Consider the following 26,446-nt stretch of genomic DNA (forward strand, 5'->3'; position numbering starts at 1 on the left):
TCAGGGTTGATCGGTGACGGCCCCCAGGCTGCTGGAGCTCACCTGACGGGCGTATTTGCCCAGCACTCCCGTTTTGTAGCGGGGTGCGGGCCTGGTCCAGGCCGCGCGGCGCTGAGCGATCTCATCGTCGCTGACATTGAGCTGGATCAGCAGCTGGTTGGCGTCCACGGTGATGCTGTCGCCCTCGTGCACCAAGCCGATGGTGCCACCCACGGCGGCCTCGGGGGCCACGTGGCCCACCACCAGGCCGAAGGAGCCACCGGAAAAACGACCATCGGTGATCAGGGCCACCGAATCCAGCATCCCCTGGCCCACGATCGCGGCGGTGGGGCTCAGCATCTCGCGCATGCCCGGTCCTCCAACGGGACCCTCCTGGCGCACCACGACCACATCACCGGGTTGGATCTGCTTGTCGAGGATCGCGGCCAGACAGGATTCCTCGCTTTCAAACACCCGGGCCGGGCCAGTGATTACCGGATTCTTGACGCCGCTGATCTTGGCCACAGCACCTTCTTCGGCCAGGTTGCCCTTGAGAATCGCCAGGTGCCCCTTGGCATAGAGCGGATTGCTGAGGGGGCGGATCACGTCCTGCCCTGCGGGCGGCGCAGAGGGCACCTCAGCGAGCACCTCCTTGAGGGTCTTGCCCTCGATGGTCTTGCAGTCGCCGTGGAGCAGACCGGCATCGAGCAGCAGCTTCATGACCTGGGGGATGCCGCCGGCCTGGTGCAGCTCAACGGTCACGTAACGGCCACTGGGCTTGAGGTCGCAGATCACCGGCACCCGCTGGCGGATGGTCTCGAAGTCGTCGATCGAGAGATCGACCCCGGCGGTGCGGGCCACGGCCAGCAGGTGGAGCACCGAGTTGGTCGATCCACCCACCGCCATGATCACGCTGATGGCGTTCTCAAAGGCTTCGCGGGTGAGCAGATCGCGGGGACAGATGTTGGCTTTGATTGCTTCGACCAGCACCTCGGCGCTGCGGGCGGCGCTATCGGCCTTTTCGGGATCCTCGGCCGCCATGGTGGAGCTGTACGGCAGGCTCAGACCCAGCACCTCAAAGGCGGCGCTCATCGTGTTGGCGGTAAACATGCCGCCGCAGCTGCCGGCGCCCGGACAGGCGTTCTTCTCGATCGCCGTGAGCTCCTGCTCGTCAATGCGGCCGCCGCTGTATTGGCCCACCGCCTCAAAGGCGCTCACCACGGTGAGATCGCAGGCGCCGAGTTTGCCGGGCTTGATCGTGCCGCCATACACAAAAATGGAAGGAATGTTCATGCGGGCCATGGCCAACATGGCGCCGGGCATGTTTTTGTCGCAGCCACCGATCGCCAGCAGAGCATCCATGCTCTGGCCGTTGCAGGCCGTTTCAATCGAATCAGCGATCACCTCCCGGCTTACCAGGGAATACTTCATCCCCTCGGTGCCCATCGAAATGCCGTCGCTCACCGTGATGGTGCCGAACAGTTGGGGCATCGCCCCGGCCGCATGGGCAGCCGCTTCCGCCCGTTGGGCCAGCTCGTTCAAGCCGAGGTTGCACGGCGTGATCGTGCTGTAACCGTTGGCAATGCCGATGATCGGTTTGCTGAAATCGCCGTCACCGAAGCCAACAGCCCGCAGCATGGCGCGGTTGGGGGAGCGCTGGATCCCCTGGGTAATCGCGGCGGAGCGAAGCATGGGCGGCTGCGGTGTCTCTGATGGAAAACCTACCCACCGGCCCTGAGCCGCCAGTGGCCTCAGCCTTGGGTGTTCATGGATTCCAGCTGACGGCGCACATTGTCGATGGCCTGGTTGAGCTCGTGCACGCGATCGTGCAGGTCGCGCTCGTGCGGCTCGCTCGGCGTGCCTGTGCCAACTTCGGCGGACACCGGGGTCCGCAGGGCTGAGAGCCGTAGGGAACGTGGCTGGCGAGGCTGTTGGCGGCGCCGTTCAGCCTCCGACAGCAACCACCAGGCCAAACCAGCGGCACCGATCACGGCCCCGGCCATGACGCTGAGGGCCGATCCGCCGCCCCCTTGGGTGGAACAGCCGTTGCGATCGCCCATTGCTGACAGTTGCTCTCTTACCAGCCTAGGCATGGGCTGGGCTGGATTCCATCACGGGGTGGCAACCACCGTGCCGCCAAAGAGGCGCTCGGCCACCGGGCCGATACCGGGCACGATCTGACCCGGTTCATTGAGATCTGGATCGATCCCCGCCGTGTACAAGGTGAGGGCGCCATGGCGTTCTCCCACCGCCTTGAGACCGGGCCCCGAAGCAAGAGCGGTGACCACCCGCAGCCGATCGCCGCTTACGCCGAGGGTGGCCAATTGATCGAGCAGCTGGATTAACGACGTCCCGTCAGCCAGTTCAGCTGTGAACACCAGCACTCCACAGCGGGATTCAATCGGGCCATCCAGACCGGTCAGGACTCCGCCGTGGTCCCACAGGTGCCGCACTTGGGCCGCAGGAATGACGGTTTGGGCGCCCTGCCAGAGGCCTAGGCCCGCCGTGAGATGGGGCAGGGCCAGCAAGGGAATCGCCGGATCAACCAGATCGGCCTCACACGGACCGAGGTGGGTATCGAGCACCAGGCGCCGGTGGGGTAACCAATCGCGCAGGGCCTCATAGGTGAGCCATCGCCCGAGCTCAGCGGTGGCCGTGACGTAAAGAGCAGGGGGGGTGTGGCGATCCCGCAGCACGCCCAGCCAGTGGGCGATCAGGGGGTGGGGCGGGACTACAACCCGCAAGGCCATCGCCATGGTTGACATAACTTGATGGCTCACCGTAAGTGCGCGCCCATGGGCTCCCATTCCTCCAGAACTGAGAGCCGTTGGTCCCGATGGGTTGTGGCGTGCCTGACGCTGGTGCTGGTGTGGAGCTTGGGGGTGGCGCCGGCCTCGGCCATTACGGCTCCGGAGCTGCGTAGCCAGCGTTCACTTCAGGATCTCCAGCCCGATATGCACGGCCGCAACCTGCAGCAGCAGGAATTTCTCAAAGCGTCGCTGGCGGGTTTTGATCTGAGCGCGGCAGATCTGCGGGGTGCGGTGTTCAACAGCAGCGACCTGCAGGGCGCCGATCTGCGGGAGGCCAACCTGGAGGACGCGGTGGCCTTTTCCAGCCATTTCGAAGATGCGGACCTGCGCGGGGCCCTGTTTCGCAACGCCATGCTGATGCAGAGCCACTTCAAGGGCGCCAACATTGAAGGTGCCGACTTCACTGATGCGGTTCTGGATTTGCCGGAACAGAAGGCACTCTGCAAACGCGCCGCTGGGGTCAACCCGGTGACGGGGGTGGAGACCCGGGACAGCCTGGCGTGCCGGTAGGGCTTCAGCCGGATACCATTAGCGCACCGGTTCCGGTGGGGAACAGCCACCGGAGGTAAGGGGGAAAGTCCGGTGCAAATCCGGCGCTGTCCCGCAGCTGTGAAGGCGCGCTTTTGATCGATCCGTCCCCTCCCGGGAACTGGTCTCGACCAGCCGCCCAGTCAGAACGCCCGCCGGTGTTGATTGATCTACGGCGCGGACCGGCCCCATGACACCTCTGGCTTTGCATCGTTTCGGCTCGCCCCAGGCCGCACAGGCATTGGGCCTCGGCCTGCTGGCGTCCCTGTTCCTGATCCCCTTCTGGAGCGCAGCTCCGGCGTTGGCTCACCACGTCGCCGATCTCAGCGCGATGCAGCCGACTGTGCTGAACGGGATCTTGAGCGGTCTGGCCCACCCGGTGTTGGGGCCAGACCACCTGCTCTTCCTGCTCGCGCTCTCCCTGGTGGGACTGCAGCGCCGCCTGCGCTGGGCCCTGGGCCTGCTGGTGGTGGGTCTGCTGGGCAGTGCCTCCGGTCTCATCTGGCCTGGCTTGCCCGGGGCCGAGATCCTCGTGGCAACCACCCTCGTTGTGGAGGCTTTGGTGTTGCTGCGTCGCCTGCCAGCCCTGACGCTGTTGCCTGCGATGGCCCTGCACGGCTACGTGCTGAGCGGCCCGGTGTTCGGCTGGAGCACCATGCCGCTCACGGCCTACGGCTTTGGATTGCTGCTCTCCCAGGCAGCTCTGTTGGTGATGTCTCTCGTGGTGCTGCGGCCTGCCGTGTCTCGCCTCTCCCCCACCGCCCTGCGCTGGCTGGCCTTGGCCCTGATCGGCTGCGGCGGCACCTGGGCCTTGGCCGGGCTGGCGGCCTGAGATGGCCAACCCAAGCGGACGCCTGCCGGTCACCGTGGTGACCGGTTTTCTGGGTGCCGGCAAAACAACCTTGTTGCGGCATTTGTTGCTGCACAGCGGTCAAAGGCTGGCTGTGCTGGTCAACGAATTCGGTGAGGTCGGCATCGATGGGGCCCTGCTGCGCAGCTGTGGCTTCTGCCCCGACGACGAGGTGGAGAGCCGGCTGGTGGAGTTGGCCAATGGCTGCCTCTGCTGCACCGTGCAGGAAGACTTCCTTCCCACCATGGAGCGGCTTCTGGAACGGGCAGACAAGCTCGATGGAATCGTGGTTGAGACCAGTGGTCTGGCCCTGCCCGAGCCCTTGATTGCCGCCCTGCACTGGCCCGAGATCCGCACGCGGATCCGACTCCACGGGGTGGTGGCCATGGTTGATGGTGAGGCGTTGACTGCCGGCAGCGTGGTGGCCGATCCTGCAGCCCTCGAAGCGCAGCGCCTGGCCGACCCCAGCCTCGACCACGCCACAGCCATTGATGCGTTGTTTGCGGAGCAACTGGAGGCGGCTGATCTGGTGCTGATGAGCCGTGCCGATTGCCTCGCCTCAGAGGCCATGGAGGCCGTGCATCAGCGCCTCAAGCCCCTGCTTCGGCCAGGGGCCGTTGTGCTTCCGGTTGCCCGCGGAAACGTCGATCCTGAGCTCGTCCTGGGCCTGGAACGCCGGGCCAGCAACGATCGCTCTGATGATCACGAAGGCCACCACGATGCGCATGCCCACCATGAGCATGACCACCACGACCATGAGCACCACGACCATGAGCACCACGATCACAGCCATGTAGCGATCGAAGCGCTGGCCCTGGATCTTCCAGGTGCGTTTGGGCGCCAGGCTTTGGAGCAACAGCTGGCGCAGCTGCTGCGCCAAAGCGCAGTGATCCGCCTCAAGGGACGGCTTTGGCTGCCGGGCAAGGCCCGTCCCCTGCAGATTCAGGCAGTGGGCCCCCGCCTGGAGTGCTGGTTTGACGCGGGGGGCGCTGCCCCAACTGACACCGCCACCCATCGCGCTGGGCTCGAGCTGGTGGTGCTGGGATTTCAACTCGACCAGGGGGCGATCGAAGCCTCCCTGCAGCAGGCCAACCAGCTCAATACCAGGGCCGCTTAGTCGAGGGGAATGTCACCCTGGGCGCAGACGCCGTTCCAGCAGAGGGCCGGGCCGGCGATCCAGGAGGTTTCCACGGCGATCCAGTCGCCACCACTCGATCCACGCTGGTGGCCGCGAATTTGGTTCTGCATGCGCACCATGCCCGAGCCGTCGTGGCGGAAGCCAATGCGGCGCTTGCCCACCACAAGGGTCCAGCTGGCTCCAAGCTGCTCCACCTCCATGGCGCAGCCCAGCCATGGCCCATCCCCAACCCTGCACCGAAGGGGCACGGCCACCGGCACTTCACGGACCGAAGGGCCGGCCAGGCTGGCCGCGGGGTGGAAGAGGGCTCCTGAGCAGCCCACAACAACCTACAGCGCGCCGCGATGCAGGTAGCGATGCAGGCAGCGCGGAGATGGGCTGCTAAGCCGGGACACGGCCGGAGGACAGGGGGCTGCCTTCAAGCTGATCAGCGGCGCGGGTGAGGGACCACCGGGCTGCCAAGATTTAACAAACCTCCAGCTCCTCAGGTGCCCGTTTTCCGCGCTCGCGTTCAGGTTTCGCTTAGGCCATCGGTGCTTGATCCGGCTGGAGAAGCCACCAGGGCCGCTGCCGCTCGATTGGGGGTGGAAGGCATCCGCCAGCTGCGCATCGGCAAATCGATTGAATTGGAGCTCGAGGCCCCCGATCGCCAGGTCGCCCAGAGCCAGCTGGAATTGCTCAGTGATCGGCTGTTGGCCAACCCGGTGATCGAGAACTGGTGCCTGGAGCTGCTGGATAGCAACGGGGAGCAGCAGCCATGACGGTGGGGATCGTGGTGTTTCCTGGCTCCAACTGCGACCGGGACGTGCGCTGGGCCCTGGAGGGCTGCGTGGGGCTGCCAACCCGCTTCCTCTGGCATGAAGACCGGGATCTCAGCGGCCTCGACGCTGTGGTGATTCCTGGCGGTTTCAGCTATGGCGACTACCTGCGCTGCGGCGCCATCGCCCGCTTTGCGCCCGTGCTGGAGTCGCTGCGGGAGTTTGCCCAGGCCGGCGGCGCCGTGCTCGGCATCTGCAACGGATTCCAGGTGCTTACGGAGTTGGGCCTTTTGCCCGGAGCCCTGACCCGCAACGCCAAACTCCACTTCCTGTGCGAGCCCACGGGTTTGCGCGTGCAGCCCGGATTGTGCCGCTGGTTGCAGGGCTACGCCCACGATGAGCAGATCGTGCTGCCGATTGCCCACGGGGAAGGGCGCTACCAATGCGACCCCCAACAACTGGCGGAATTGGAAGCCAACGGTCAGGTGGTGCTTCGCTATGCCAGCAACCCGAATGGATCGGTGGGGGATGTGGCCGGCCTGACCAATGCCACCGGCAACGTGCTCGGCCTGATGCCCCACCCCGAGCGGGCCTGCGATCCCGTCACCGGCGGCCTGGATGGTCACCGGTTGCTGGCGAGCCTCAAAGGCTGAGCGAGGGTCATAAAAAGGGGGCCGGTAGGCCCCCTGCGGGTGCTGAAGCTGCGCACCCGAACTGAACAAGTCAGTTGACAGCGGCGAAGAACTCCTTGCTCTTGACGGGATCAGGATTCATGGTCTTGTCGCCGGGGGTCCAGTTGGCGGGGCAGACCTCGTCGGGGTTGTTGCGGATGTGCTGGAAGGCCTGCAGCAGACGCAGGGTCTCGTCGACGCTGCGGCCCACGGGCAGGTTGTTGATGGTGCTCTGCATGATCACACCATCGGGATCGATGATGAACAGACCGCGCAGGGCCACGCCGGCTTCCTCGTCGAGCACCTCGTAGGCGCGAGCGATCTCCTTCTTGAGGTCGGCCACCAGGGGATAGGCGATGTCGCCGATGCCACCGTTTTTACGGTCGGTCTGCACCCAGGCCAGGTGGCTGAACTGGCTGTCCACCGAGACGCCCAGCACTTCGCAATTGCGGCTGGAGAAATCGCCGTAACGGTCGGAGAAGGCGGTGATCTCCGTGGGGCACACGAAGGTGAAGTCGAGGGGATAGAAAAACAGCACCACGTACTTGCCGCGGTAGTGGGAGAGGGTGATCTCCTTGAATTCTTGGTCCACCACGGCGGTGGCGGTGAAATCGGGAGCCTGCAGGCCAACGAGCCGGGACATGCTGGATGGGGTGAGAAAGGATTGAACGCCGTTGGAATTGACCGACCGCTTCTGCTGCTCTCGCTTCCTGAATCCAGAGGCTTGGCAGACAAAGCAAGAAAGCACAGGTCAGGCCAAAGTCGGACCGACTTCCAGTTGCAACCTCAACAATTTATCACGGCTGGTCGGGCGCTGCGGCCATAGGCTGGCAGAAGTCCTGTTCCAAAGAGAAGAGCAACCATGGCCTGGGAGCCAACTGTGCTGCGGAAATACAACACCACTGGTCACTTTCGGCTGCTGAATCAGCTGCGCACCGAATTGAAGGGCAACCCGCTGGTACGTCCCAAGGAGGGGCAGAGCATTGGCGAAGTGAACCGCAGCAAATCGCTGATCCGCGCCATCGAGGGGCGCTCCCAGGGCTACGCCCGGGCACGCCGTGCCGCCGCCGCTGCGGCACCCCAGCCTGTCCAGCCACAGGCTGAACAGACCGTTGAAGAATCCGCTTCCTTCCTGGCTCGACTCAATGCTGTCGAGCTGCGCTGAAGGGGCCTGTTGACCTGCTTGCACGCCATCAACAAAAAACCCCGCCAAGGCGGGGTTGGAAGCGCAAACGCGCAGATGGCTCGGGGGAGACTTGAACTCCCGACCTTGGGGTTATGAATCCCACGCTCTAACCAGCTGAGCTACCGAGCCGCGGTGACCTGACTTTATCAGGCCCTACTCCCAACCCCTGTCAGGCTCTGGGGGGCAGGAATTGGAGCGGATTGGCGGCACCTGCGCTGGGGGGATGAATCTCGAAGTGAAGGTGGGGGCCGGTGCTGCGTCCGGTGCTGCCCATGTGAGAAATCAGGCTGCCCTGTTCCACCTCCTGGCCCACCCGCACCATCAAGCGGCTGTTATGGGCATACAGCGAGCGGCTGCCATCGGAATGGGCGAGGGTGACCAGATAGCCATAGCCGCCGTCGTGCCAGCCGGAGAAGACGACACGACCTGCCTTGGCGGCCACGATCGGCGTACCGACATTGTTGGCCACGTCGATGCCCTTGTGCATCCGCCCCCAACGCCAGCCGTAGCCGGAGCTGAACACGCCCTTGGTCGGCCAGATCCAGCCTTGTGCTGAGCTCGGGCCGTCAAAGGGCTTGTTGAGCTCGTCGAAACCAGGCAACTCAGGCCAGCTGACTCCACCGCTGCTGGTTGGCTTGAGACCAAGGGTCATTCGGGTGCGGCCCGGCGCCGACTGGGCGAGTCGCACCTGACTGCCAACCACCAACCGAGCCGTTTCCAGACCTGGATTGAGGCGAAGCAGATCCTGCAGGGTCAGGCCGTAGCGCTGAGCGATCTTGAGCAACGTGTCCCCGAAGCGAACCTCGGTGCGCTCTTCGACGGGGGGCAGGGATTGCAGCGGTGGGGTACGACGCAACTCACTGGTGTCAATCGACGCCAGTTGCTTGATCTGACGGGTCTGCTGGCTGGGCACCACCAGCCAGTCGCCTTGTCGAAACCTGTGATCCTCGTTGACGTCATTGAGCTCGGCGAGGCGCTCCTCGTCGAGCTTCAAACTGCTGGAGAGTTCTTCAACGCTGATCGGCTGACGCACCTTCACCCAGATCCTGTCGGTGCTGGGTGAAGGCAGGGCGGCGATCTCGATATCGATGGAAGCCTTGTCGATGTCGGCGGGGACCAGAGCGACGACCACGGCCGGAACGGCCACAGCACAGGGGATCAGGATTCGCAGACTCGTTTGCAAAGGCTTCATGCAGTTCTTCCCATCGGACAAAGCTCGTGGAGAAGCCGCCATCCCCGAGCCGGGCAGAGAGTAGCGGACGGAACCCAAGGCCACAAGTGATGTTGGCAACAACGGAGACGTTCCAAGGCTCTAAATGCTTGTGGTGGCCTGCGATCCCGGCAGCGTCAGGAAATCCTGTTGCCGCAGGCACTCAAACAGCACCACCGCCACCGCCACCGACAGGTTGAGGCTGCGTACCCCGCAGCGATCTGGGCGCGCCGCCCGGGCCATCGGGATCGTGAGGGCCACATCGGCGCAACCCAGCACGTCGCTGGGCAACCCATCACTCTCCCGGCCGAACAGCAGCCAGTCGTCGGGACCGAAGCGCCAGTCGAGATAGGACTGGCACGCATGGCTGCTGAGGGCAATCAGCCGTCCCCCTAAGGCTTTGCGGTGATCGGCGAACGCGGGCCAGCTGGCATGGCGCTGCAACGGCACGAGCGGCCAGTAGTCGAGCCCGGCCCGCTTGAGCTGGCGATCATCGATCGAGAACCCCAGGGGTTCAACCAGGTGCAGGGGGGTACCGGTCGCTGCGCAGGTGCGGGCCACATTGCCCGTGTTGGGCGGGATCTCTGGCTGGTACAGCACAATCTGCGGCATGGTCATCCCGCGGGCACGGCCACACTGTGGGCCCGCAGATCGAAGGCCCGGCCAGCTACCACCAACCACAGGGCGTCGCAGAGGGGAACCAGCTGCTGCTCCAGGGCACCGAGGCGATCCCGGAACAGCCCACCGATGGCCGTGGCGGGAACGACCCCCCAGCCTGCTTGCTCACTGACAAGCACCACGGGCACCGCACAGGCGCTGAGGCTGGCCGAGAGGGCAGCGCATTGATCCCTCCAGCTCTCAGCATCGTGGTCAAGGCCAGCCGCAACCCAGGTCCCGAGGGAATCCACCAGGGCCAGGCCAGGGGGCTGGAGGGCCTTAAGGGCTGAGCAGAGCTCGGCACCCACCTCGAGGGTGGTCCACCCTGGTGGACGTCGGTTGCGATGGGCCGAGACGCGGGCTTGCCAGGCCGGATCGTGGGCCGCAGGACGGGGGCCTGTGGCCAGGTAGGAGACCGGCAAGCCTGATTGATGTGCCAGATGTTCGGCCCAGCGGCTCTTGCCGCTGCGGGCCGGACCCAGCACCAGCGCAAAGCGCGGGCAAGTCTCAGCCACCACCGTTCATGTTGCGCAGAGTGGCCACGGAGGAGGGAGAAACGCGGTTGAGGTAGCGGAAGATCCAGTACTTGAACACCGTGGCCAGCACCACCGGGAATGTGGCAATGAACAACATGATGAAGTTTTCGCGGGCTGGTAATCCGAGATGGTGGGCAACACCATCGAGCAACACCGTCCAGCCCTCTGGACTATGGAAGCCCACGAAGATATCGGTAAAAAGAATGATCGCGAAGGCCTTGGCGCTATCGCTGAGGCCATAGACCAGCTCATCAAGGAAACCTCGCAGCACCTGTAGATCGCGACGACCGAACAGGCAGACCAGCACAAAGCCCAACAAGCCGCCCAGATCAGCCAACACGTTCTTGATGGCGTGGGTGCTCTCCAGATCAGCCTCCTCCTTGAGCTCCTGGGCCCGACTGGCCAACTGGGCCTGCAATTCCTCTCGGCTCGGTAAGGGGTTGCCGTTCAGCAGGGCGTCAAACTCAATTTCCGCCTGGAAGACCCTCAACTTTTCAACGGCCTGCTCCTCAAGCTTGGGTTTGGGGTAGGTGAGAAAGGCGTTATCGGGGGCAAAGCGATCAACCAGCGGTGACACGACATAGGTGCGGCTGATCTGCTGCACCAGCACCGGCACCAGAATCAGCAACAACAACACGCGAAGCGACACCAAGGTGGAGTCGCGCCGGCGGCGGAAGCCGGCCACCACATTGGCTTCCGCTTCCGGAACGAGTTGTCGTCGCACCTGGTCGACCACGCCGATCAGGCTGCGGGGCAGCACCTCTGGAGAGCGGCTAATCGCGGGCAGGGGCTCCCGTTTGGCGCCGTAGCGGGCCACCACGGTTTCAATCAGTTGAAACTGACGAATCTCCTGACCCGCCAGCTCCGCGCGGTTGGGCTCCAAGGTGAGGAGCGACTGACGACACACCTCCAGGGCCGCCCGGAAGCGGCGCAGCAGCTGGGCCTGGGCCGCCCGCGGAATGCGCAAGTCGAGTTCAGGCCGCACAGGGCGATCGTTGTAATGCTCCAGCTCAATGCTCTGGATCAACAGGGCCGATTCGTAACCCCGCTCGAGATCGTGGCTGAGATCGAGGGCCTGGGCCCGGCCGAAAGCCCCCATCCAATTGGTAGGTGCCATGGGGTCAGCGTGAAAAAACCCACCAGGTGAGCATCGGGACCAGGGTGCCCAGGACCAGCAGCACCACCACCCAGGTGAAGGCGTTGCTGGACGCTGTTTCCTCTTTGGTGGGAATGTTGGTGGGCTGGGTGACCACCTCGGCGGTGGCTGGTTCACCCGGATCGTCGCCGCCCTCGAGCACCGTCAGCAGACGGTTCATGGCGTCGAGACTGCCCTGGCGATAGCGACCGCCCTCACGAATCGGCTGGGCCATCGTGGTGCGTGCCGTGCTGCGCAGCAGACTCGGATCCAGCTGGCCATTGAGATTCGGCGAAGCCACTACTGCAGCGCTGTTGGTCTGACTGTCGATCAGAAACAGCAGCTGCAAGGAGTCGGCGCCGGCCTCCGCCCAGCGCTCCAACACCTGGGCGCCGAGCTGGGGCAGGCTGAGGCCGTAATCCAGGCGATTCACCGTGATCAGGTGGGCATCCACGCGATCGGCGGAAAAACTCTCCAGGGTTTTGCCGAGCTCACCGATGGCAGCGCGGCTCAGCACATTGGCGGTGTCCAGGATGCGCTCCTGGGGAGGCGTGTCGGGTAGGCCACTCGCCGCGATGGCCAGGGCGGGAGCGGGCGCAAGGCAGAGAAAACCTCCGAGCAGGGCAGCAATCAACCCCTGAAGGGAGAGCCAGCGGCTCTTGTGAAGTGAGGGCGCCAACGAATTCGACCCAGCGTGGCCCTAGTTTGCCGCTAACGGGCCCTGCTGTCGCCTCCTGCTTGCTGTTCATGGCCGCCTCCCTACCTGCGCGGATCTGTCTGGGGTCAGGTATCGGTGCCCTGGCCCTGGTGGTGCTCAACCAAACCAGCGCTGTCAACACAGATCCGGCCCTGGAGCGAGCTGCCGTGCTGGCCAGCTTTCTGGCGGTGGGGTTGATGTTGGTTGGGGTGTTGTGGACGCGGGCCGTGCCCGAAGCGGCAGGCCGGGTGGCCTTGGAGGGGCGCCAAGGGGTGGAACTGGCGGAGGGTCTGCCACCCGAGCTGGCCGAAGAGCTGGGCTGGGGCAGCCAGATGCTGCTTACCGCCAGTCCGGCGGCTGTGGTTGTTGTGCTGTGGCAGGGGCGCTGCCTGCTGCGGCGGGGTCTGCTGGCCGACTGCAGCTTCACCCCTGGGGTGATCTGTGCGCGCACGCAGGCAAAGGGGAGAGCCATCTCCCTGGTGGACCTACGCCTCTACCCGGGCCGCGACGAATTCACCAGCCTGCTGCCGGGCCTGCCCTCGGCGGTTGTGCAACCCCTGGGGGAGCAGGGCCTGGTGGTGTTGGGTGGCTGGTCACCACGCTGTTTCAGTCGCAGTGATCTGGTGTGGCTGGAGGGCTGGGCTCAACGCATCACAACCCGAATGGTGGCGCTTTCGGGGACTGCTTGCGCGCGTCTCGACGGGGCGGCGGCACCTTCAACTGGCTCTCCACCCGACTCCCCGGACTGCTGAACACCACCTGCCCCTGCTGGGTTGCCACACCTTGCAGTTGCTGGGCTCGGGTGACCTGCTGGAAGGCCGAGCGGCGCAGCTCCACCGAACCCTGCGCCGTCACCTGGTTGGTCTGCCAGTTCCAGGTGCAGCGATTGGCGACCAGGGAATCGGTGGGTTGCTGGAGTCGGCACGCCTGGGGAATCACCAGAGTTTGACTGCCACCCAGGGCCTCAAAACCCTGCCCACTGAGCCGTGACTGGTCGAGCTGGGCACGGAAAGGGTGGGGGCTGCTGATCCGCTCCACATCCAACTCCAGCCGGGTTGCCCTGGCATCCAACCGCGCCTTGCGGCCCGGATCGAGCACTTGGACGGGAGCCTGGAGGTCGATCACTTGGCGCAAGGAGTTGCCGGTCAGCGAGGGGGACGTGAGGGTCTGCAGACCACTGCCAGCCAAGCGCCGCTCACCCCGAACCGGTCCGCGACCGATCAGCTCGCCAGTGCCAAGGAACCAGTCGGCGGAGGTGAGGGCCAGGGTCCAGGTGCCTTCGTCGGAGCGCTCCAGCAGCGGCCGGCCCCGCAACTCGAGTTTGTCCTGCTGAATCCAGAAGCGGGCCCGCCTGGCGGTGAGACGGAGATCACCCTGGCTGGCGCGGGGGCTCCGATCGATTTCCATCCGCTCCTGGCGCGAATACCAGCGCACGCGGGTGGCCGTGACCACCAGCGGCTTCGGCCCCACCCGAACCAGCTGGGTCGGCCCTTCCAGCTGCACCACTTCGCCGTCATTGATCACCGTGCCACTGCTTGCTGTGATCGTGTAAAGGGGCTTGCCTTTGGCATAAATCGTGCCGCTCAGGTCCCGGGCCTGGGCCACCCGGCGGCTCAGGTCATAGCGGGCCTCCGGGCTGCTGATCTCCCAGAGGGGGCGACCGCTGGGATCTTTCTGCCGCAGGTTGAGGGAGCGGAACACAAACGGTTGGGCTGGTTCCTCTTTGGTGGCGGGCGCCTGGCAGCCGGCCAGCAGGGTGGGCACCGCAAGGCCCGCCAGGCTCAAGACCAGCAGGAACTGCGGCAGCCGCCGGTAGGTGCGCATGGTCACAGGGGGGTCTCGAGCTCGAGCCGCTGCATCACCGGCTGGGGTTCGATCAAGGCCAGTCCAGGCTCCAACGCGCCCCACCGCTGAGCCGCACGCCACGGCGATGGCGTGGTCACGCTGGTGCCAATGCTACTCTCAAAGGGCTGCTGACCGAGCTGCACCAGCATCCGCTCGGAGAGTTCGGGCAACAGGGGGGCCAACAGCACCGCCACCCAGCGGGTGGCTTCCAACACCGCATAGAGATCCGCCGCCACGGCAGTCTCCTGACCCTCCAGTTTCATCTGCTTCCAGGGGGCTTGGTCGTTGAGGAAGCCGTTGGCCGTGATGGCCAACTGCAGGCTGGCTTCAGCGGCAGCGCGGAAATCCAGGGCATCCAAGGCGGTGTTCACCGTCTCACCGGCGGCCAGGGCCGCCACGGCCAGGGGGTGGTCGGGTTGGGCGGCAGGCCCGGCGGGGGGCACCGCATCAGCAAACCAGCGCCGCGCCATCGACGAGGTGCGGTTCAGCAGGTTGCCGATCGTGTTGGCCAGGTCGTTGTTGACCAGATCGGTGAAGCGCTGCTGCTGAAAGTCGCCGTCGTCGCCGAAGGGGATATCGCGCAGCAGATACCAGCGCACCGCATCACGCCCACAGCGCTCGAGCAACACCTCCGGATCGAGCACGTTGCCGAGGGACTTGCCCATCTTCTGACCCTCCCGGGTCAGGAAGCCATGGCCAAACACCCGCTCGGGCAGGGGGAGTCCCGCCGACAGCAGCATTGCCGGCCAGTAGACCGCGTGGAAGCGCAGGATGTCCTTGCCGATGACGTGCAACTGGGCCGGCCAGCCACCCTGGCTGATCAGCTCCAGGTTGACCGGATCCTCTGGGGGGATCAGGGCCGTGAGATAGCCCAGCAGGGCGTCAAACCATACGTAAAAGGTATGGCCGTCATGGCCAGGCACCGGGATCCCCCAGGGTAGATCGATCCGGGAGATGGAAAAGTCACGCAGGCCCTGGGCGACAAAGTTTTCAACCTCTTTCTGTCGGCTGGCCGGGGCGATGAAACCAGGTCTGCGGATCAGCTCCTCGATCTGGCTCTGGTAGCGGGAGAGGCGAAAAAACAGATTCACCTCATCGCGCCACTCGAGCGGTTTGCGGTGAATGGCGCATTCCGGGTCTTCACTTCCCGGGGCGTCATCCTTGAACTCCTCACAGGCCACGCAGTACCAGCCCTGTTGGCGGCCTTCCACCACATCGCCGTTGGCCTCGACCCGGGCAAAAAACTGCTCGACCAGGGCTTGATGGCGAGGGTCGGTGGTGCGCACAAACCGGTCGTTGCTGATCTGCCAGCGGTTCCAGAGGGCGCGGTAGCCCTCGCTGACCGCATCGCAGTGGGCCTGGGGACTCAGCCCCGCGGCTTCAGCGGTGCGTTGAATCTTCTGCCCGTGCTCGTCACAACCCGTGATGAACAGCACTTGCTCCCCCTTGAGCCGCTGGTAGCGGGCCACCGCATCGCAGGCCAGCGTGGTGTAAGCACTGCCGAGATGGGCGCGATCGTTGACGTAATAGAGGGGTGTGGTGAGGGTGTAAGACATGCGACCGGGAAGGGTAGCTCGCGGCGCCGCGACCGCGACCCACCCTGCCACGCTGGGCTGCACCATCCCCCGTGCCGGTAGCCATGGCGATCCCCCCCGCGCAGGTTGACGTGCTGGTGTGGGGCGGTGGCACCGGTGGGGTGGCCGCTGCCCTGCAGGCTGCCCGCGGCGGCGCCACCGTGGTGCTGCTCACGCCTGGGCCCTGGCTGGGGGGCATGGTGAGCGCCGCTGGCGTCTGCGCTCCCGATGGCAATGAGCTCACGCCCTGGCAAACCGGGCTGTGGGGCGCCTTTCTGCGGGAATTGCAACGGCGGGAGCCCGAAGGACTCGACCACAATTGGGTGAGCTGTTTCGGCTACCGCCCCGCCACCGCCGAAACCCTCCTGCGCGAGTGGTGTTCGGCAGAGCCGTTGCTGCATTGGTCCCCGGGGGCACGGGTGACCGGTGCCCATCGCCAGGGTCGGCGTCTCACGGCGCTCGATGTGGAGGTCGCAGGAGAGGCGCAACGCATTCAGCTGCAGGTGGTGATCGATGGCAGCGATCGCGGCGACCTGCTGCCGATCTGTGGTGCCAGCTACCGACAGGGGTGGGAAGCGCAGGAGCTGTGGCAGGAGCCCAGTGCCCCGCTCCAGGAGCGTCTCGATCAGGACTCTTTTTTTGCGAAGCATCCGCTGCAATCCCCCACCTGGGTGGTGATGGGGCAACTGGCGGATGAGGCCGGTGCCGGCACCATGCCCGGGCCCCCGGCCGCTAGCCCTGCAACCTTGCCGCCCCCGTTCAAGCAGGCCGACCAGGCCTTTGGCCTGGAGCGCACCATCAGCTACGGCCGTCTGCCCGGCGGGTTGGTGATGCTCAATTGGCCGCTTCACGGCAACGATTGGCATGGCCACGGCCTGGAGCTGCTGGAGCGCGAGGCCGCTGATGGGCCGATCGGAGCAGCGATGCAGGCCCACAGCCTTGCCTTTGCCGATGCCCTGGAGCAGGCCTCCGAAGGCTGGCTGAAGCCAGCCGCCTGCTTTCCAACAGCGGGGGAGCTTGGCGCCAGCGCCGTGAGTGGGCCCTCACCCCTGGCCATGATGCCCTACTGGCGCGAAGGGCGCCGCTTGGTGGGGAACACGGTGGTGCTGGAACAACATCTGCTGCCCCTGGGAGGCGGCGAATCCCAAGGACCGTTGCCTTGGGATGGCACCGGGGCACTCGAAGCCGTGGCGGTGGGCAACTACGCCAACGACCACCACTACCCGGGCCCCGATTGGCCGCTGGCAGCCAAAAGCATCCGCTGGGGTGGCCGCTGGAGCGGCACCCCCTTCACCGTCCCCTATCGGGCCCTGCTGAGTGCCGATTTCGACAACCTGCTGGCAGCCGACAAAGGCTTCAGCGTCAGCCACATGGCCAATGGCGCCACACGTCTGCAGCCGCTGATCCTCAACATCGGTCAGGCAGCCGGCGCAGCCGCCGCCCTGGCGGTGCAGCGGGGCGTTCCCCCCTGCGATCTGCCGGTGCGCGAGCTGCACGAGCGACTCATTCACGATCCCCTGGCCCCGGCGGCGGTATTGCCGCTCTGGGACACGCCCTGGCATGCGGCCGACTGGGCCGCTCGCCAGCTGCTGTTGCTGGAGTCTCCAGATCTGCTCCAGGGCGATGGCCAGCTGCAGCGCCGTGCGGCGCGAGCCAACGATCCCAGGGCAGGTGCAGCCGAGTTCGGCGAAGCAGCCTGGCGCGGCACGGTGCATGCTGATGGCCAAGGGGGCTTTCTGTTCAGCACAGGCAGCACCGCATGGCCATTGATCACCCTGGAACCAGGGCTGAACTGTTGGCTTCAGGATCTGGAGCGGCCCACAACCACCACGTTGGTGGGTTGCCTCAATCCCTGGGGCCCATGGCTGCGGGCCTCGCGGCTGGCGGGGGATTAGCCGCTGGCCAGCAGGCGCAGCTGATCCCGCAGCGGATCCACCTTGTGAACCCGCAGCTGCAGCAGATCGCCCGGATCGGAGCCGGCCGGGCAGTCGGCGGCCAGATCCATCGCCAGGCTCTCGACATGCACCAGGCCGAGGCGATCCTGGGGCCGTAGCCAGCGCAGGAAGGTGGCCGGCCAGTGGTCGCTGCGATGGGCATCGAACCACACCTGTTGCCAGTGGCGCTGGTCTTCCCGACTGATCTGCTGCCCCTGCCGCAGCGGACCCTCAAGATCGGTCAGGAGGACCTGAAGGGCCTCGGACTCCAGGGGCTGGCGTTGCTGCTGCAGGGCCAGCAGTTGACGTTGCACCACCAGGTCGGCGTAGCGGCGGATCGGCGAGGTGGCCTGCACATAGGCGGGAAGCCCCAGGCTGAAGTGGCCACTCGGCTGGGTGCCGGTGTGCCCGCGGCTCAGGCAGCGCTTGATGGCCGCATGCCGCACGGGCCCGGCTGGCAGGGCGGCCAGCTCCGCCTCGGGGGGCAAGGCAGCCGGCAACTGGCTCCGGTACGGCAGGGCGAGGTTGTACTCACGGCCCATTTCGGCCACCACCGCACCGGCCAGGATCATGGCCTCGGCCACGAGCAGCCGAGCCGGGCTGGGCTCAGTGATCTCCAGCAGGGGTTCTTCGCCGCCGCACTGGATGCGCCCCTCCGGCTGGTCGAGCAGCAGGGCGCCATGGCGCACTCGCCACTGGCGGCGTCGCTGCAACAAGCCATGCAAATCGGCGAGATCGCGCTCCTGAGGGGGCGCCAGGTCGATCAGGTCGTCGGCATCTCCGTAGGAGAGCCGGTAGGTGGGCTTCACCCAGCTGCGTTGCAGGCCGGATGCGGCGATGGCACCTTCGGCATCGAGCTCCACCCAGAGACTCCAGGCGGCACTGCGGCACCCAGCTCTCAGGCTCATCGGGCCGGTTCCTAGCTGCTCGGGAAACATCGGCAGGATGCCGCCGGCCAGGTAGAGGCTGCTGCCCCGGCGTCGGGCCTCCTGATCCAAGGGCGAATGGGCTTCAATCAGGCGGCCGGGATCCGCCACGTGGATCCAGATGCGCTGCTGCCCGGTCGGGGTGGTTTCCAACGCCAGGCCGTCGTCGATGTCGCGGGTGTCGGAATCGTCGATGGTGACGCTGCGCTGGCCCATCAGATCCACACGGTCGATGTCGCCGGGGCGATCAGCCTCGGCCATCTCCAGCAGACGATCAGCCTCCGCCAACAGCTCCGCCGAAAAGCCCTGCTCCCAGGTGGTGGCGCGCAGCGATGGCAGGTGATGGGCTTGCCAGAGGCCCAGGTCAACCAGCAGATGGCGGATCGAGCCGGTGTCGGCCGTGCACTGGGCCGCGTGGAGAGCCTGTTTGAGCTGAGTGGGCAGAGGGCTGGTGCAGTCGCCCCCGGCCCAGCACTCCAGGAGTTCGAGTTGCTGCCGGTGCTCGCTTGCCAGGTCGTGGGGATCCAGGGGCTGGCGGAGCCGCAGGGCTTGGTGCCAGCGCTGCTCCGCCTCGGCCTGCAGTTGCTGATGACGCCGCTCTCGGCGCAGCTGCCGCAGGTCGTTGAGGCCACGGGCCTCCACATGGCCCTGGCGCAACCGAAACAGGGTCTGGGCTCCGTGGCACCATCGCCAGCAGGCCGCCACGGTGAGGCCATCGCGGCGGGAGCACACCAGATCCACCCAATCGGGCAGGGTTAACGGATGCCCATCCGCCTGCATCAACAACCAGGCCGCGGCCACATCACGCCTGGAGGGCACGGCTGCCGTTAAAGCGTCTTCCGTGATGTGCCAGGGCAGTTGCTCCAACCGCTGGGGCTGGGCCCCATCGCCAGGGCACGCGCCGAGCAGCTGCAACTGGCGCAGCGGTTGAATCTGTTGACGACCGGATGCACCGATCGCCAGCGAAGCCTTGTTGGACTGAACACTGAGAACGACAGCAACCTGGGGGCCGCGCTCGTCGCTGAGGCCCACCAGATCGCCGGGTTGGAAGGTTGCTGAGGCCAGCGGTCGCGCCTCAGCCTTCCGGATTCACAAAGGGCAGCAGGGCCACGATGCGGGCACGCTTGACCGCATTGGTGAGATCCCGCTGCTGCTTGGCGGTGAGGCCAGTGAGACGGCGGGGCAGGATCTTGCCCCGCTCGGTGATGAATTTCTTGAGCAGATCGACGTCCTTGTAGTCGATCGGATCGCCGGGCTTGATCGGCGACAGACGCTTTTTAAAGAAGGAGCTGGACATGGGTTCGAACGGAGGGAAAAACGAACTGGTGCCTAACCGTGCAGAGGCGTGACGGAGACCAAGGAAATCGGCTTCAAGCTGACGTTGAGTTGACGTTGAGTTGACGTTGGTGCAAGCGCAACCGAGTAATCGGAGCGCTAGGCGGCCAGGTCAGTTGAAGATCACTTGATTTCCTTGTGCGTCGTCGAGGCGTTGCAATGGGGGCAGAACTTCTTCAGCTCGAGCCGTTCGGTGGTGTTGCGGCGGTTCTTTTCGGTGGTGTAGCGAGACACACCTGGAGACCGCTTGGCGGGGTTGGACCGGCATTCCGTGCACTCAAGAGTGATCACGATCCGGACGCCCTTGTTTTTAGCCATGAAGGACGTTGCGCCGCTGGTGCGATGCGAGAGGACAAGTTGCCAACATACCTTCCGGCAGTTCCCCTGCCTGTTGATCTCTAGGATCCCCCTTCTTGAAGGGATGGGCTGATGCGGGTCTCGCTCCAATGGTTGCAGGAGCTGGTGACCGGCCCTGAGCAGGCCCTCGCTGTCGACGTTCTGGCCGAGCGGCTTTCGATAGCTGGCTTTGAGGTGGACGCCATCGACGACCTGGCGGCCCAGGCCCAGGGGGTCGTGGTGGGCTACGTGCGCGACCGGCAAGGCCATCCCAACGCCGACAAACTCAGCGTCTGCCAGGTGGATGTCGGTGCCGCGGAATCGCTGCAGATCGTCTGCGGGGCCGCCAACGTGCGGGCTGGCATCCACGTGCCGGTGGCCCTGGTGGGGTCTACTTTGCCCGCCGTCAATCTGACGATCAAGCCCGCCGAACTGCGTGGCGTGGCCAGCAGCGGCATGATCTGCTCCCTGGCGGAACTGGGCCTGAGCAGCGATGCCGATGGCATCGCCGAGCTCGATCAGCTGCTGGAGCAGGTGCCACCGGTCGGTAGCCCCGTGGGCCCGTGCCTCGGCCTCGACGACCAAGTGCTGGAGTTGGCCATCACCGCCAACCGCCCCGACGGGCTCTCCATGCTGGGCATCGCCCGGGAGGTGGCGGCCCTCGTCGGCGGACAGACCCACACCCCCGTGCCGGCTGGCGCCGCCCTTGACAGCCAGCCATTGCCCGTGGCCGCTGCGGATCTCGCCGCGATTGAAGCCGGCGGTCTGTTCAGCGTGACGGCCCTGGACGGCCTCCAGGTGGCCCCGTCGCCCCGCTGGCTGCAACAGCGCCTCGAAAAGGCCGGCGTACGCCCGATCAACAACGTCGTCGACATCACCAATCTGGTGATGCTGGAAACAGGGCAGCCCCTGCATGCCTTTGACAGCCAGCAGCTGGCGGCTATCAGTGCCACATCCGCCCCCCAGGTGGACGCCCTGGGCCTCAGGCAAGCTCACGACGGGGAGCCGTTCATGGCCCTGGATGGCAGCGAGCACCAGCTCAGCCCCGAAGCCCTGGTGGTGACCTACAGCGGTCGGCCCATCGCCCTGGCCGGCGTGATGGGTGGTGCCGAGGAAGCGGTCGGTGAGGGCACCTGCGCCATCTGGCTGGAAGCCGCGGTGTTTGCACCCCAGGCCGTGCGCCGCTCAGCCCGCAGCGTCGGACTGCGCACCGAGGCCAGCAGTCGCTTTGAGAAGGGCTTGCCCCGCGACAGCACCCTGGCAGCGGCCAACCGCGCCGTGGCACTGCTGCAGCAGCTCTGCGGCGCCAAGCTGGTCGGGCGCTGGCTGCATCAGAGCCCGCAGCTGGCCACCCAGCCCCTGCAGTTAAGGCGGGATGCCCTGCACAACCTGCTGGGGCCTGTGCAAGACGGAGACGCGTTCAGCGACCTCAGCGATGACCGCATCCTGCAAACCCTCACCGCTTTGGGCTGCAGCCTTGAGGCCGATGCCGACGACGAGGGTTGGCTGGTAACCGTGCCGGCTTCCCGTTCGATGGACCTGCAGCGGGAGGTCGATCTGATTGAGGAAGTGGCCCGCCTGGTTGGTTACGACCAATTCGCCTGCCATCTGCCCGATCCCCTCGAACCCGGCGGTCTGGACCCAGCCCAACAGGTGGAGCGCCGCTTGCGGCTTCAGCTCTGTGGGGCTGGGCTGCAGGAAGCCTGCAGCTTCTCCCTTGTTGCCGCTGCTGCAGGGCGCATCCCCCTGGCCAATCCCCTGCTGGCCGACTACGGCCACCTGCGCGACAACCTGCACGGAGAGCTGCTGGCGGCAGCGCGCCGCAACCTGCAAAGCGGCCAAGCCGGCTTCTGGGCCTTCGAGATCGGCCAGGTGTTCAGCACGGCGGCCGCCCAACCCGATCGCCAGCTGCTGGTGGGGGTGATCTGCGGGGAGCGACGCGGTGAGCGCTGGAGCAGCAGTGGCAAACCCCAACCGCCCAGCTACCACCAGGCCCGCGGCGTGCTGCAGCAGGCATTGGTGGCCTCGGCGATTCCCATCGAGGATCGGCCGCTGACGAGCCACCCCTTGCTGCATCCGGGCCGGGCGGCCGAACTGGTGGTGGAGGGCCGCCCCCAGGGTTGGTTTGGGCAGCTGCATCCTGAGCAGGCCGAAGCGCTCGACCTGCCGGAAGCCACCTACGTGTTTGAACTCGAGCTGGCGGCCCTGCTCACCGCCGCCACGCGTCGCAACCGATGGCAACCCGCCTTTGCCCCCTACGCCACCGTGCCCGCCTCAGAGCGGGATCTGGCGGTGGTGGTGTCAACTGAGATCCGCTCGGCCGACCTGCTGCAGGTGATTCGCAAGGCTGGCAAGCCCCTGCTGGAGAAGGCCGAGCTGGTGGATCGTTACGCCGGCGACCAGCTGGCCGCCGGCCAATGCAGCCAGGCCTTCCGTCTGCGCTACCGCGATCCCAAGCGCACCCTGACCGACGAAGATGTGGAACGGGCCCATACCGCCATTCGTTCCGCCCTGGAACAGCAGCTGGGAGCTCAACTGAGGGCCTGAGCCGCACCGGCTGTTGCACCCTGCGGTGGTGCCCCACGGTGCAACACGGCCAACGTTTCAACGTGACTGGTCTGGGGAAAGAAATCGATCGGCTGGAGACTCGCCAGCTGGTAGTGGCAGCTCTCCACCAACTGGGCCAAGTCCCGGGCGAGGGTGGCAGGATCACAGCTGAGATAAAGGAGATGGGCCGGAGGATTCGCCACGATGGCCTGCAGGGTGGCGGGTTCGAGACCTTTGCGTGGCGGGTCGAGGAACAGCACGTCGCAGTGGGCAAGATGCTCCCCGAGGCACCCTGAAACCACCCCCGCCTCAAAGGATGCCCGTTCCCCCAATCCGTTCTCCTTGGCGTTGGTCTTGGCTTGATGCACCGCCTCCGGGCTGAGTTCGATGCCATGCACCTGCCACCCCGCCGCTGCCACCGGCAGGCTGTAGGTCCCGATGCCGCAATACGCATCCACCATCACGCCGGCCGGTAGGCCGTCGAGGGCCGCCAACACGAGCGGCACCACCCGTTCCGCTTGCTGGGTGTGCACCTGGAAGAAGGTGTCGGCCGAGATGCGCAGGCTGAGATCGCAGAACCGTTCCTCCACCCAGCCACGTCCGACCACCACCCGGGTCTCAGGGCCCAGCAGGGTATTGGTGGGGAGTGGTTGCAGGTTGAGGCACACACCCACCAGCGCGGGCCAGCGCTGCATCCACTGGGCCGCCAGGATCTCCAGGCCATCGAGCTCATCGTGACTGCTCACCAGGGTGATCAGCAGCTCGCCGCTGTGGCTGCCCAGGCGCAGCGCCAGATGGCGCAGACCACCACCCTCCTGGCAATCGCGATCGACGGGCCAGTCGCTGGACTCCAGATCGGCTTTCAACGGCGCGATCAAGGCATCCAGGCGCGGATCGAGCACCGGACAGTGGTTCATGTTGACGATCCGGTGGGTGCCGCGGCGGTAGAACCCCGCACGCAGGTGGCCGTCTTCACAGCGCTCCAGCGGAATGATCGCCCGGTTGCGGTACCCCAGGCCCTCGGGAGCTGCCAAGAGGGGGGCCACTGGATGGTCGAGGTGAGCAATGCGACGAATGGCATCCACCACCTTCTGGTGTTTCCAGTGCTGCTGGCCGGCATCCTCAAGGTGTTGCAGGCTGCAGCCACCGCAATGCTCCGCCAGGATGCAGGGCGGCCGGCGCCTATCAGGAGCCGACTCCAGCACCTGCTCCAGCTCTGCCAACCAGTGGCGGCGGGCCTTGTGGGTCAGGCGCACCTGCACCTGCTCGCCTGGCAGGGCGCCGGCGACAAACAGCACCCGATCGGACAGCCTGGCCACCCCCTGACCATCGTGGGACAGGCCGGTGATCGACACTGTGACCCGGTTGCCGGTGGCCAGGTCTGGCTTGCTGTTGCTGATGTTGCTGCTGCTCGACGCCACGCCCGCCCGCCAATCGTTCACCCTACGCCGTGCAAAGGGGCGTTACACGTTGCAGCCAGGGAAGGGGTTCCTGCTGCGGAGTCGATACAGTGATGCTCGCGTGTGGCCGCTGCGATGAGCGTCGTTCGGGATCTGATCCTCCAGGCAGATGATCAGCTGCGCTATCCCAGCGGCGGCGAGCTGCGCTCCATGGTGGAGTTCCTCAGCGGAGGGGCCGAGCGCCTTGCCGTGGTGCGGGTGCTCACCGACAACGAAAAAAAGATCGTCGACGAAGCGGCCAAGCAGCTGTTTCAGCGCAACCCCGACTACGTCGCGCCTGGCGGCAACGCCTATGGCCAAAAGCAGCGGGCTCAATGCCTGCGGGATTACAGCTGGTATTTGCGCCTTGTCACCTACGGCGTTTTGGCTGGCAGCACCGAGATGATTCAGCAGATCGGCCTGGTGGGAGCCCGCGAGATGTACAACAGCCTCGGCGTGCCGATGCCGGGCATGGTTGAAGCGATGCGCACCATGAAGGATGCCGCGATTGCCCTGCTCAGCACCGAGCAAGCAGCAATGGCCGGCCCCTACTTCGACTATCTGATCCAGGGCATGCAAACCAGCACCTGAACACCACCCGCCTAGCCTCCTTTCGCCCCGGTTGAGCATCCGTCTCATCCGGGGCTCTTTATTGGACCCACTAAGAATCCCGAATGGGATTATTGAGACGCTGGCCGAAGCGAAGGCTGTCGTCGATCCGTCCATCACCGCATCCACTCCTGCGCCGACAGATGCGTGCGTGATCGGCGAGGAAGAGTCGGTGTTGCGAAGCGCGGTCGGCTCATCATCACGCTCACCCCTTCAAACCGAATGCGTGGATCTGGCCAGATCAAGAGCCCCAAGCCAAGGTCAGGCTGCCCCCACCTCCGTCTCAGGTTCTTCGCCTAAGACTTGTTTCTGGTCTCAGGCTAAGTCTGGCCTTGGTTAACCGAGAGAGGCGGTCGACTATCCGATGCCGCGGGCGTCACGCCACTCCTGCTGACCATTGTTCAAGCCGCGTACCTGCATTAGACACAGGTACTCGTAGTCGAAAAGCTATATCATTACTCGTCTTCATCACTGATTCGAGCCACTGGACAGCGTCCTATCCCCACCCTGGACACAGTCCATTGATCGTCGTTGTACCCAGAAACACCAGCCGGCATTCTGTGAAGGAGTATCTCCCAGGCTTGACCCAGGCAGAATCACTGAAATATTCAAGTCTCAGGAGACGGCATCCGAGATCAATGCTTGGACGCCAATGGAATCAGCACGCTCCGCGAGTCCCCACGGCCCTGGCGCGCGCAACTATTCGCCCGTCTGATCTGAGTCCGCATTCAAGACTCAAAACAGGACACCCCCGGTTTCAGGAAAGATGTCACCCCTCTGATCAGTACACCTGGGGGCTTGAGGACATGACCAATGCGTCGTTACAGCGAGGCCGTCAAGGCTGACGTGAGAAGGCGGATGAGCCCGCCGCACCGCCAGAGCGTGGCTCGGATTTCAGAAGAGCTGGGCATTCACGTGGTGACCCTCTACAACTGGAGAAAGATTTGGCGGTTACAGGGAGAGGTGGTGCCGGCTTCCGAGAAGGAACCAGAGGGCTGGAGTGCTGCCGACAAATTCACGGTGGTGCTGGAGAGCGCTGGCCTGAATGCCACCGAACTCAGTGGCTACTGCCGGGAGCGGGGGCTGTTTCCTGAGCAGGTGGAGCGTTGGCGGCAGGCTGCCCAGGATGCCAACGCAAAGCCAGTGCTCACCTTGAAAGAGCAGAAGGAGCTCGAGAAGCTCCGCGCCCAGGACCAGCGGGAGATCAAGGCTCTCAAGAAAGAGCTACAGCGCAAGGAGAAGGCCATGGCGGAGATGGCGGCCTTGCTGGTGCTGCGAAAAAAGTGGGAAGCCTTCTGTTCGGAGGACGCGGAAGGCTGACCAGTGCCGCGCACCGGCAGAAGGCGATCGAGCTGATCAGCGAGGCCAATGCCGCTGGCGCGGCTCTGGTGCCTGCCTGCTGCGAGATCGGGATCTCTCTGCGCACCCTCAAACGCTGGCGCAAGGCCTTTGGTGGTGATGGGGACGGCGTGGATCGCCGTAAAGGCAGTGACCGCCTGGTGGGTCACCGCCTGAGCGAGGAGGAACGACAGCGGATCCTGCTGACGTGTAATCAGCCGGAGTACGCCTCGCTGCCGCCGGGACAGATCGTGCCGGCGCTGGCCGATCAGGGCCTCTTTATCGGCTCTGAATCAAGCTTTTATAGGGTGCTGCACCAGGCAGGGCAGTGCCACCGCCGCGGGCGTGCACGGCTGCCGCAGGAACCGCGCTCGGTGCCGCGTCTCAGGGCGGATCGCCCCAACCAGG

At 65.5% G+C, this 26,446-nt stretch carries 28 protein-coding genes, 1 tRNA gene and 1 riboswitch; of the genes, 12 read left to right on the forward strand and 17 right to left on the reverse strand.

The genetic code is table 11. The annotated features are described in order from the left end of the window. Genes ilvD through CJZ78_RS04070 form a run of 3 tightly spaced genes read right to left on the reverse strand, consistent with a single transcriptional unit; the run spans position 1 to position 2,735 of the window. On the reverse strand, positions 1-1,671 hold the full coding sequence (ilvD, locus tag CJZ78_RS04060) for a dihydroxy-acid dehydratase (RefSeq protein WP_094559608.1): 1,671 nt from the start codon (positions 1,669-1,671) through the stop codon (positions 1-3). Positions 1,672-1,730: 59 nt separating this feature from the next. Next, positions 1,731-2,039 carry a hypothetical protein gene (locus CJZ78_RS04065; RefSeq protein WP_094559609.1) on the reverse strand — a complete coding sequence of 103 codons (309 nt, stop codon included), beginning with the start codon at positions 2,037-2,039 and terminating at the stop codon, positions 1,731-1,733. 51 nt (positions 2,040-2,090) lie between these two features. Beyond that, the gene (locus CJZ78_RS04070; protein ID WP_094559610.1) at positions 2,091-2,735 is read right to left on the reverse strand and encodes a uracil phosphoribosyltransferase; all 645 of its coding nucleotides are present in this window, start codon (positions 2,733-2,735) and stop codon (positions 2,091-2,093) included. A gap of 39 nt (positions 2,736-2,774) precedes the next feature. Here CJZ78_RS04070 and CJZ78_RS04075 point away from each other — a divergent pair, with 39 nt between their 5' ends. From CJZ78_RS04075 to CJZ78_RS04085, 3 genes are all read left to right on the forward strand, one after another. Next, complete coding sequence (locus tag CJZ78_RS04075; RefSeq protein ID WP_094559611.1) at positions 2,775-3,299, forward strand: pentapeptide repeat-containing protein; 525 nt, start codon at positions 2,775-2,777, stop codon at positions 3,297-3,299. 10 nt (positions 3,300-3,309) lie between these two features. After that, positions 3,310-3,492: riboswitch (cobalamin riboswitch) on the forward strand. A 15-nt stretch (positions 3,493-3,507) separates the two neighbouring features. Continuing rightward, a complete protein-coding gene (locus CJZ78_RS04080; RefSeq protein ID WP_094559612.1) occupies positions 3,508-4,149 on the forward strand; it encodes a HupE/UreJ family protein in 642 nt (213 codons plus the stop codon). A 1-nt stretch (position 4,150) separates the two neighbouring features. After that, entirely contained in the window at positions 4,151-5,284 is a 1,134-nt protein-coding gene (locus CJZ78_RS04085) for a GTP-binding protein (protein WP_094559613.1), read from the forward strand. Here CJZ78_RS04085 and CJZ78_RS04090 read toward each other — a convergent pair. Further along, positions 5,281-5,559, reverse strand: coding sequence for a hypothetical protein (locus tag CJZ78_RS04090; protein WP_233128471.1), 279 nt, complete (start codon positions 5,557-5,559; stop codon positions 5,281-5,283). The genes CJZ78_RS04085 and CJZ78_RS04090 overlap by 4 nt on opposite strands. 234 nt (positions 5,560-5,793) lie before the next feature. Between CJZ78_RS04090 and purS the strand changes: the two genes are divergently transcribed. Both purS and purQ read left to right on the forward strand, forming a co-directional pair. Then, positions 5,794-6,066 (forward strand): phosphoribosylformylglycinamidine synthase subunit PurS, encoded by a 273-nt coding sequence (purS, locus tag CJZ78_RS04095; protein WP_094559614.1) that lies wholly within the window; start codon positions 5,794-5,796, stop codon positions 6,064-6,066. Beyond that, entirely contained in the window at positions 6,063-6,716 is a 654-nt protein-coding gene (gene purQ / locus CJZ78_RS04100; RefSeq protein ID WP_094559615.1) for a phosphoribosylformylglycinamidine synthase subunit PurQ, read from the forward strand. The genes purS and purQ overlap by 4 nt, the downstream gene beginning before the upstream one ends. A 70-nt stretch (positions 6,717-6,786) precedes the next feature. On the opposite strand, the gene CJZ78_RS04105 is transcribed toward purQ, so the two are convergent. Then, positions 6,787-7,377, reverse strand: a complete 591-nt coding sequence (locus tag CJZ78_RS04105; RefSeq protein ID WP_094559616.1) for a peroxiredoxin — start codon at positions 7,375-7,377, stop codon at positions 6,787-6,789. Between the two features lie 219 nt (positions 7,378-7,596). Here CJZ78_RS04105 and CJZ78_RS04110 point away from each other — a divergent pair, with 219 nt between their 5' ends. Further along, the gene (locus CJZ78_RS04110) at positions 7,597-7,899 is read left to right on the forward strand and encodes a hypothetical protein (RefSeq protein WP_094559617.1); all 303 of its coding nucleotides are present in this window, start codon (positions 7,597-7,599) and stop codon (positions 7,897-7,899) included. A 76-nt stretch (positions 7,900-7,975) separates the two neighbouring features. On the opposite strand, the gene CJZ78_RS04115 is transcribed toward CJZ78_RS04110, so the two are convergent. The 6 genes from CJZ78_RS04115 to psb32 form a co-directional block, all read right to left on the reverse strand. Beyond that, positions 7,976-8,049, reverse strand: a tRNA-Met gene (locus CJZ78_RS04115). Positions 8,050-8,089: 40 nt separating this feature from the next. Further along, entirely contained in the window at positions 8,090-9,067 is a 978-nt protein-coding gene (locus CJZ78_RS04120) for a peptidoglycan DD-metalloendopeptidase family protein (RefSeq protein ID WP_369802012.1), read from the reverse strand. 165 nt (positions 9,068-9,232) lie between these two features. Beyond that, positions 9,233-9,742: a tRNA (cytidine(34)-2'-O)-methyltransferase gene (locus tag CJZ78_RS04125; protein WP_094559663.1), complete on the reverse strand. Its 510-nt coding sequence runs from the start codon at positions 9,740-9,742 to the stop codon at positions 9,233-9,235. A gap of 2 nt (positions 9,743-9,744) precedes the next feature. Next, on the reverse strand, positions 9,745-10,305 hold the full coding sequence (gene cobU / locus CJZ78_RS04130; protein WP_094559619.1) for a bifunctional adenosylcobinamide kinase/adenosylcobinamide-phosphate guanylyltransferase: 561 nt from the start codon (positions 10,303-10,305) through the stop codon (positions 9,745-9,747). Further along, positions 10,295-11,440 (reverse strand): proton extrusion protein PcxA, encoded by a 1,146-nt coding sequence (gene pxcA, locus CJZ78_RS04135; protein ID WP_094559620.1) that lies wholly within the window; start codon positions 11,438-11,440, stop codon positions 10,295-10,297. The genes cobU and pxcA overlap by 11 nt, the downstream gene beginning before the upstream one ends. A 4-nt stretch (positions 11,441-11,444) precedes the next feature. After that, a complete protein-coding gene (gene psb32 / locus CJZ78_RS04140; protein ID WP_094559621.1) occupies positions 11,445-12,137 on the reverse strand; it encodes a photosystem II repair protein Psb32 in 693 nt (230 codons plus the stop codon). Positions 12,138-12,205: 68 nt separating this feature from the next. Between psb32 and CJZ78_RS04145 the strand changes: the two genes are divergently transcribed. Then, complete coding sequence (locus CJZ78_RS04145) at positions 12,206-12,907, forward strand: cofactor assembly of complex C subunit B (protein ID WP_094559664.1); 702 nt, start codon at positions 12,206-12,208, stop codon at positions 12,905-12,907. On the opposite strand, the gene CJZ78_RS04150 is transcribed toward CJZ78_RS04145, so the two are convergent. Together CJZ78_RS04150 and metG are read right to left on the reverse strand one after the other, a co-directional pair. Beyond that, positions 12,807-13,979, reverse strand: coding sequence for an LPS export ABC transporter periplasmic protein LptC (locus CJZ78_RS04150; RefSeq protein WP_094559622.1), 1,173 nt, complete (start codon positions 13,977-13,979; stop codon positions 12,807-12,809). The genes CJZ78_RS04145 and CJZ78_RS04150 overlap by 101 nt on opposite strands. Before the next feature lie 2 nt (positions 13,980-13,981). Beyond that, a complete protein-coding gene (gene metG / locus CJZ78_RS04155) occupies positions 13,982-15,556 on the reverse strand; it encodes a methionine--tRNA ligase (protein WP_094559623.1) in 1,575 nt (524 codons plus the stop codon). 83 nt (positions 15,557-15,639) lie between these two features. On the opposite strand from metG, the gene CJZ78_RS04160 reads away from it, so the two are divergent. After that, a complete protein-coding gene (locus CJZ78_RS04160; RefSeq protein WP_094559624.1) occupies positions 15,640-17,469 on the forward strand; it encodes an FAD-dependent oxidoreductase in 1,830 nt (609 codons plus the stop codon). On the opposite strand, the gene CJZ78_RS04165 is transcribed toward CJZ78_RS04160, so the two are convergent. The 3 genes from CJZ78_RS04165 to rpmG form a co-directional block, all read right to left on the reverse strand. Beyond that, positions 17,466-19,466 (reverse strand): ribonuclease catalytic domain-containing protein, encoded by a 2,001-nt coding sequence (locus CJZ78_RS04165; protein WP_369802013.1) that lies wholly within the window; start codon positions 19,464-19,466, stop codon positions 17,466-17,468. The two genes, CJZ78_RS04160 and CJZ78_RS04165, sit on opposite strands and share 4 nt — an antisense overlap. 43 nt (positions 19,467-19,509) lie before the next feature. After that, entirely contained in the window at positions 19,510-19,731 is a 222-nt protein-coding gene (gene rpsR / locus CJZ78_RS04170) for a 30S ribosomal protein S18 (RefSeq protein WP_006041316.1), read from the reverse strand. A 161-nt stretch (positions 19,732-19,892) separates the two neighbouring features. Beyond that, on the reverse strand, positions 19,893-20,087 hold the full coding sequence (gene rpmG / locus CJZ78_RS04175) for a 50S ribosomal protein L33 (protein WP_094559626.1): 195 nt from the start codon (positions 20,085-20,087) through the stop codon (positions 19,893-19,895). A gap of 111 nt (positions 20,088-20,198) precedes the next feature. Between rpmG and pheT the strand changes: the two genes are divergently transcribed. Continuing rightward, positions 20,199-22,652 carry a phenylalanine--tRNA ligase subunit beta gene (gene pheT / locus CJZ78_RS04180; protein ID WP_094559627.1) on the forward strand — a complete coding sequence of 818 codons (2,454 nt, stop codon included), beginning with the start codon at positions 20,199-20,201 and terminating at the stop codon, positions 22,650-22,652. Here the strand turns inward: pheT and rlmD are convergent. Then, a complete protein-coding gene (gene rlmD / locus CJZ78_RS04185) occupies positions 22,637-24,094 on the reverse strand; it encodes a 23S rRNA (uracil(1939)-C(5))-methyltransferase RlmD (protein ID WP_233128472.1) in 1,458 nt (485 codons plus the stop codon). The genes pheT and rlmD overlap by 16 nt on opposite strands. 93 nt (positions 24,095-24,187) lie before the next feature. Here rlmD and CJZ78_RS04190 point away from each other — a divergent pair, with 93 nt between their 5' ends. The 3 genes from CJZ78_RS04190 to CJZ78_RS14350 form a co-directional block, all read left to right on the forward strand. Then, positions 24,188-24,682 carry an allophycocyanin subunit alpha-B gene (locus CJZ78_RS04190; protein WP_094559628.1) on the forward strand — a complete coding sequence of 165 codons (495 nt, stop codon included), beginning with the start codon at positions 24,188-24,190 and terminating at the stop codon, positions 24,680-24,682. An 831-nt stretch (positions 24,683-25,513) separates the two neighbouring features. Further along, the gene (locus CJZ78_RS14345) at positions 25,514-26,020 is read left to right on the forward strand and encodes a transposase (RefSeq protein WP_143592840.1); all 507 of its coding nucleotides are present in this window, start codon (positions 25,514-25,516) and stop codon (positions 26,018-26,020) included. Then, positions 25,984-26,446, forward strand: a 463-nt coding sequence (locus CJZ78_RS14350) for a helix-turn-helix domain-containing protein (RefSeq protein WP_143592841.1), incomplete at its 3' end; no start/stop codon positions are given. The genes CJZ78_RS14345 and CJZ78_RS14350, both read left to right, overlap by 37 nt.

The sequence above is a fragment of the Synechococcus sp. 8F6 genome (assembly GCF_002252665.1).
Taxonomy (GTDB): Bacteria; Cyanobacteriota; Cyanobacteriia; order PCC-6307; family Cyanobiaceae; genus Cyanobium_A.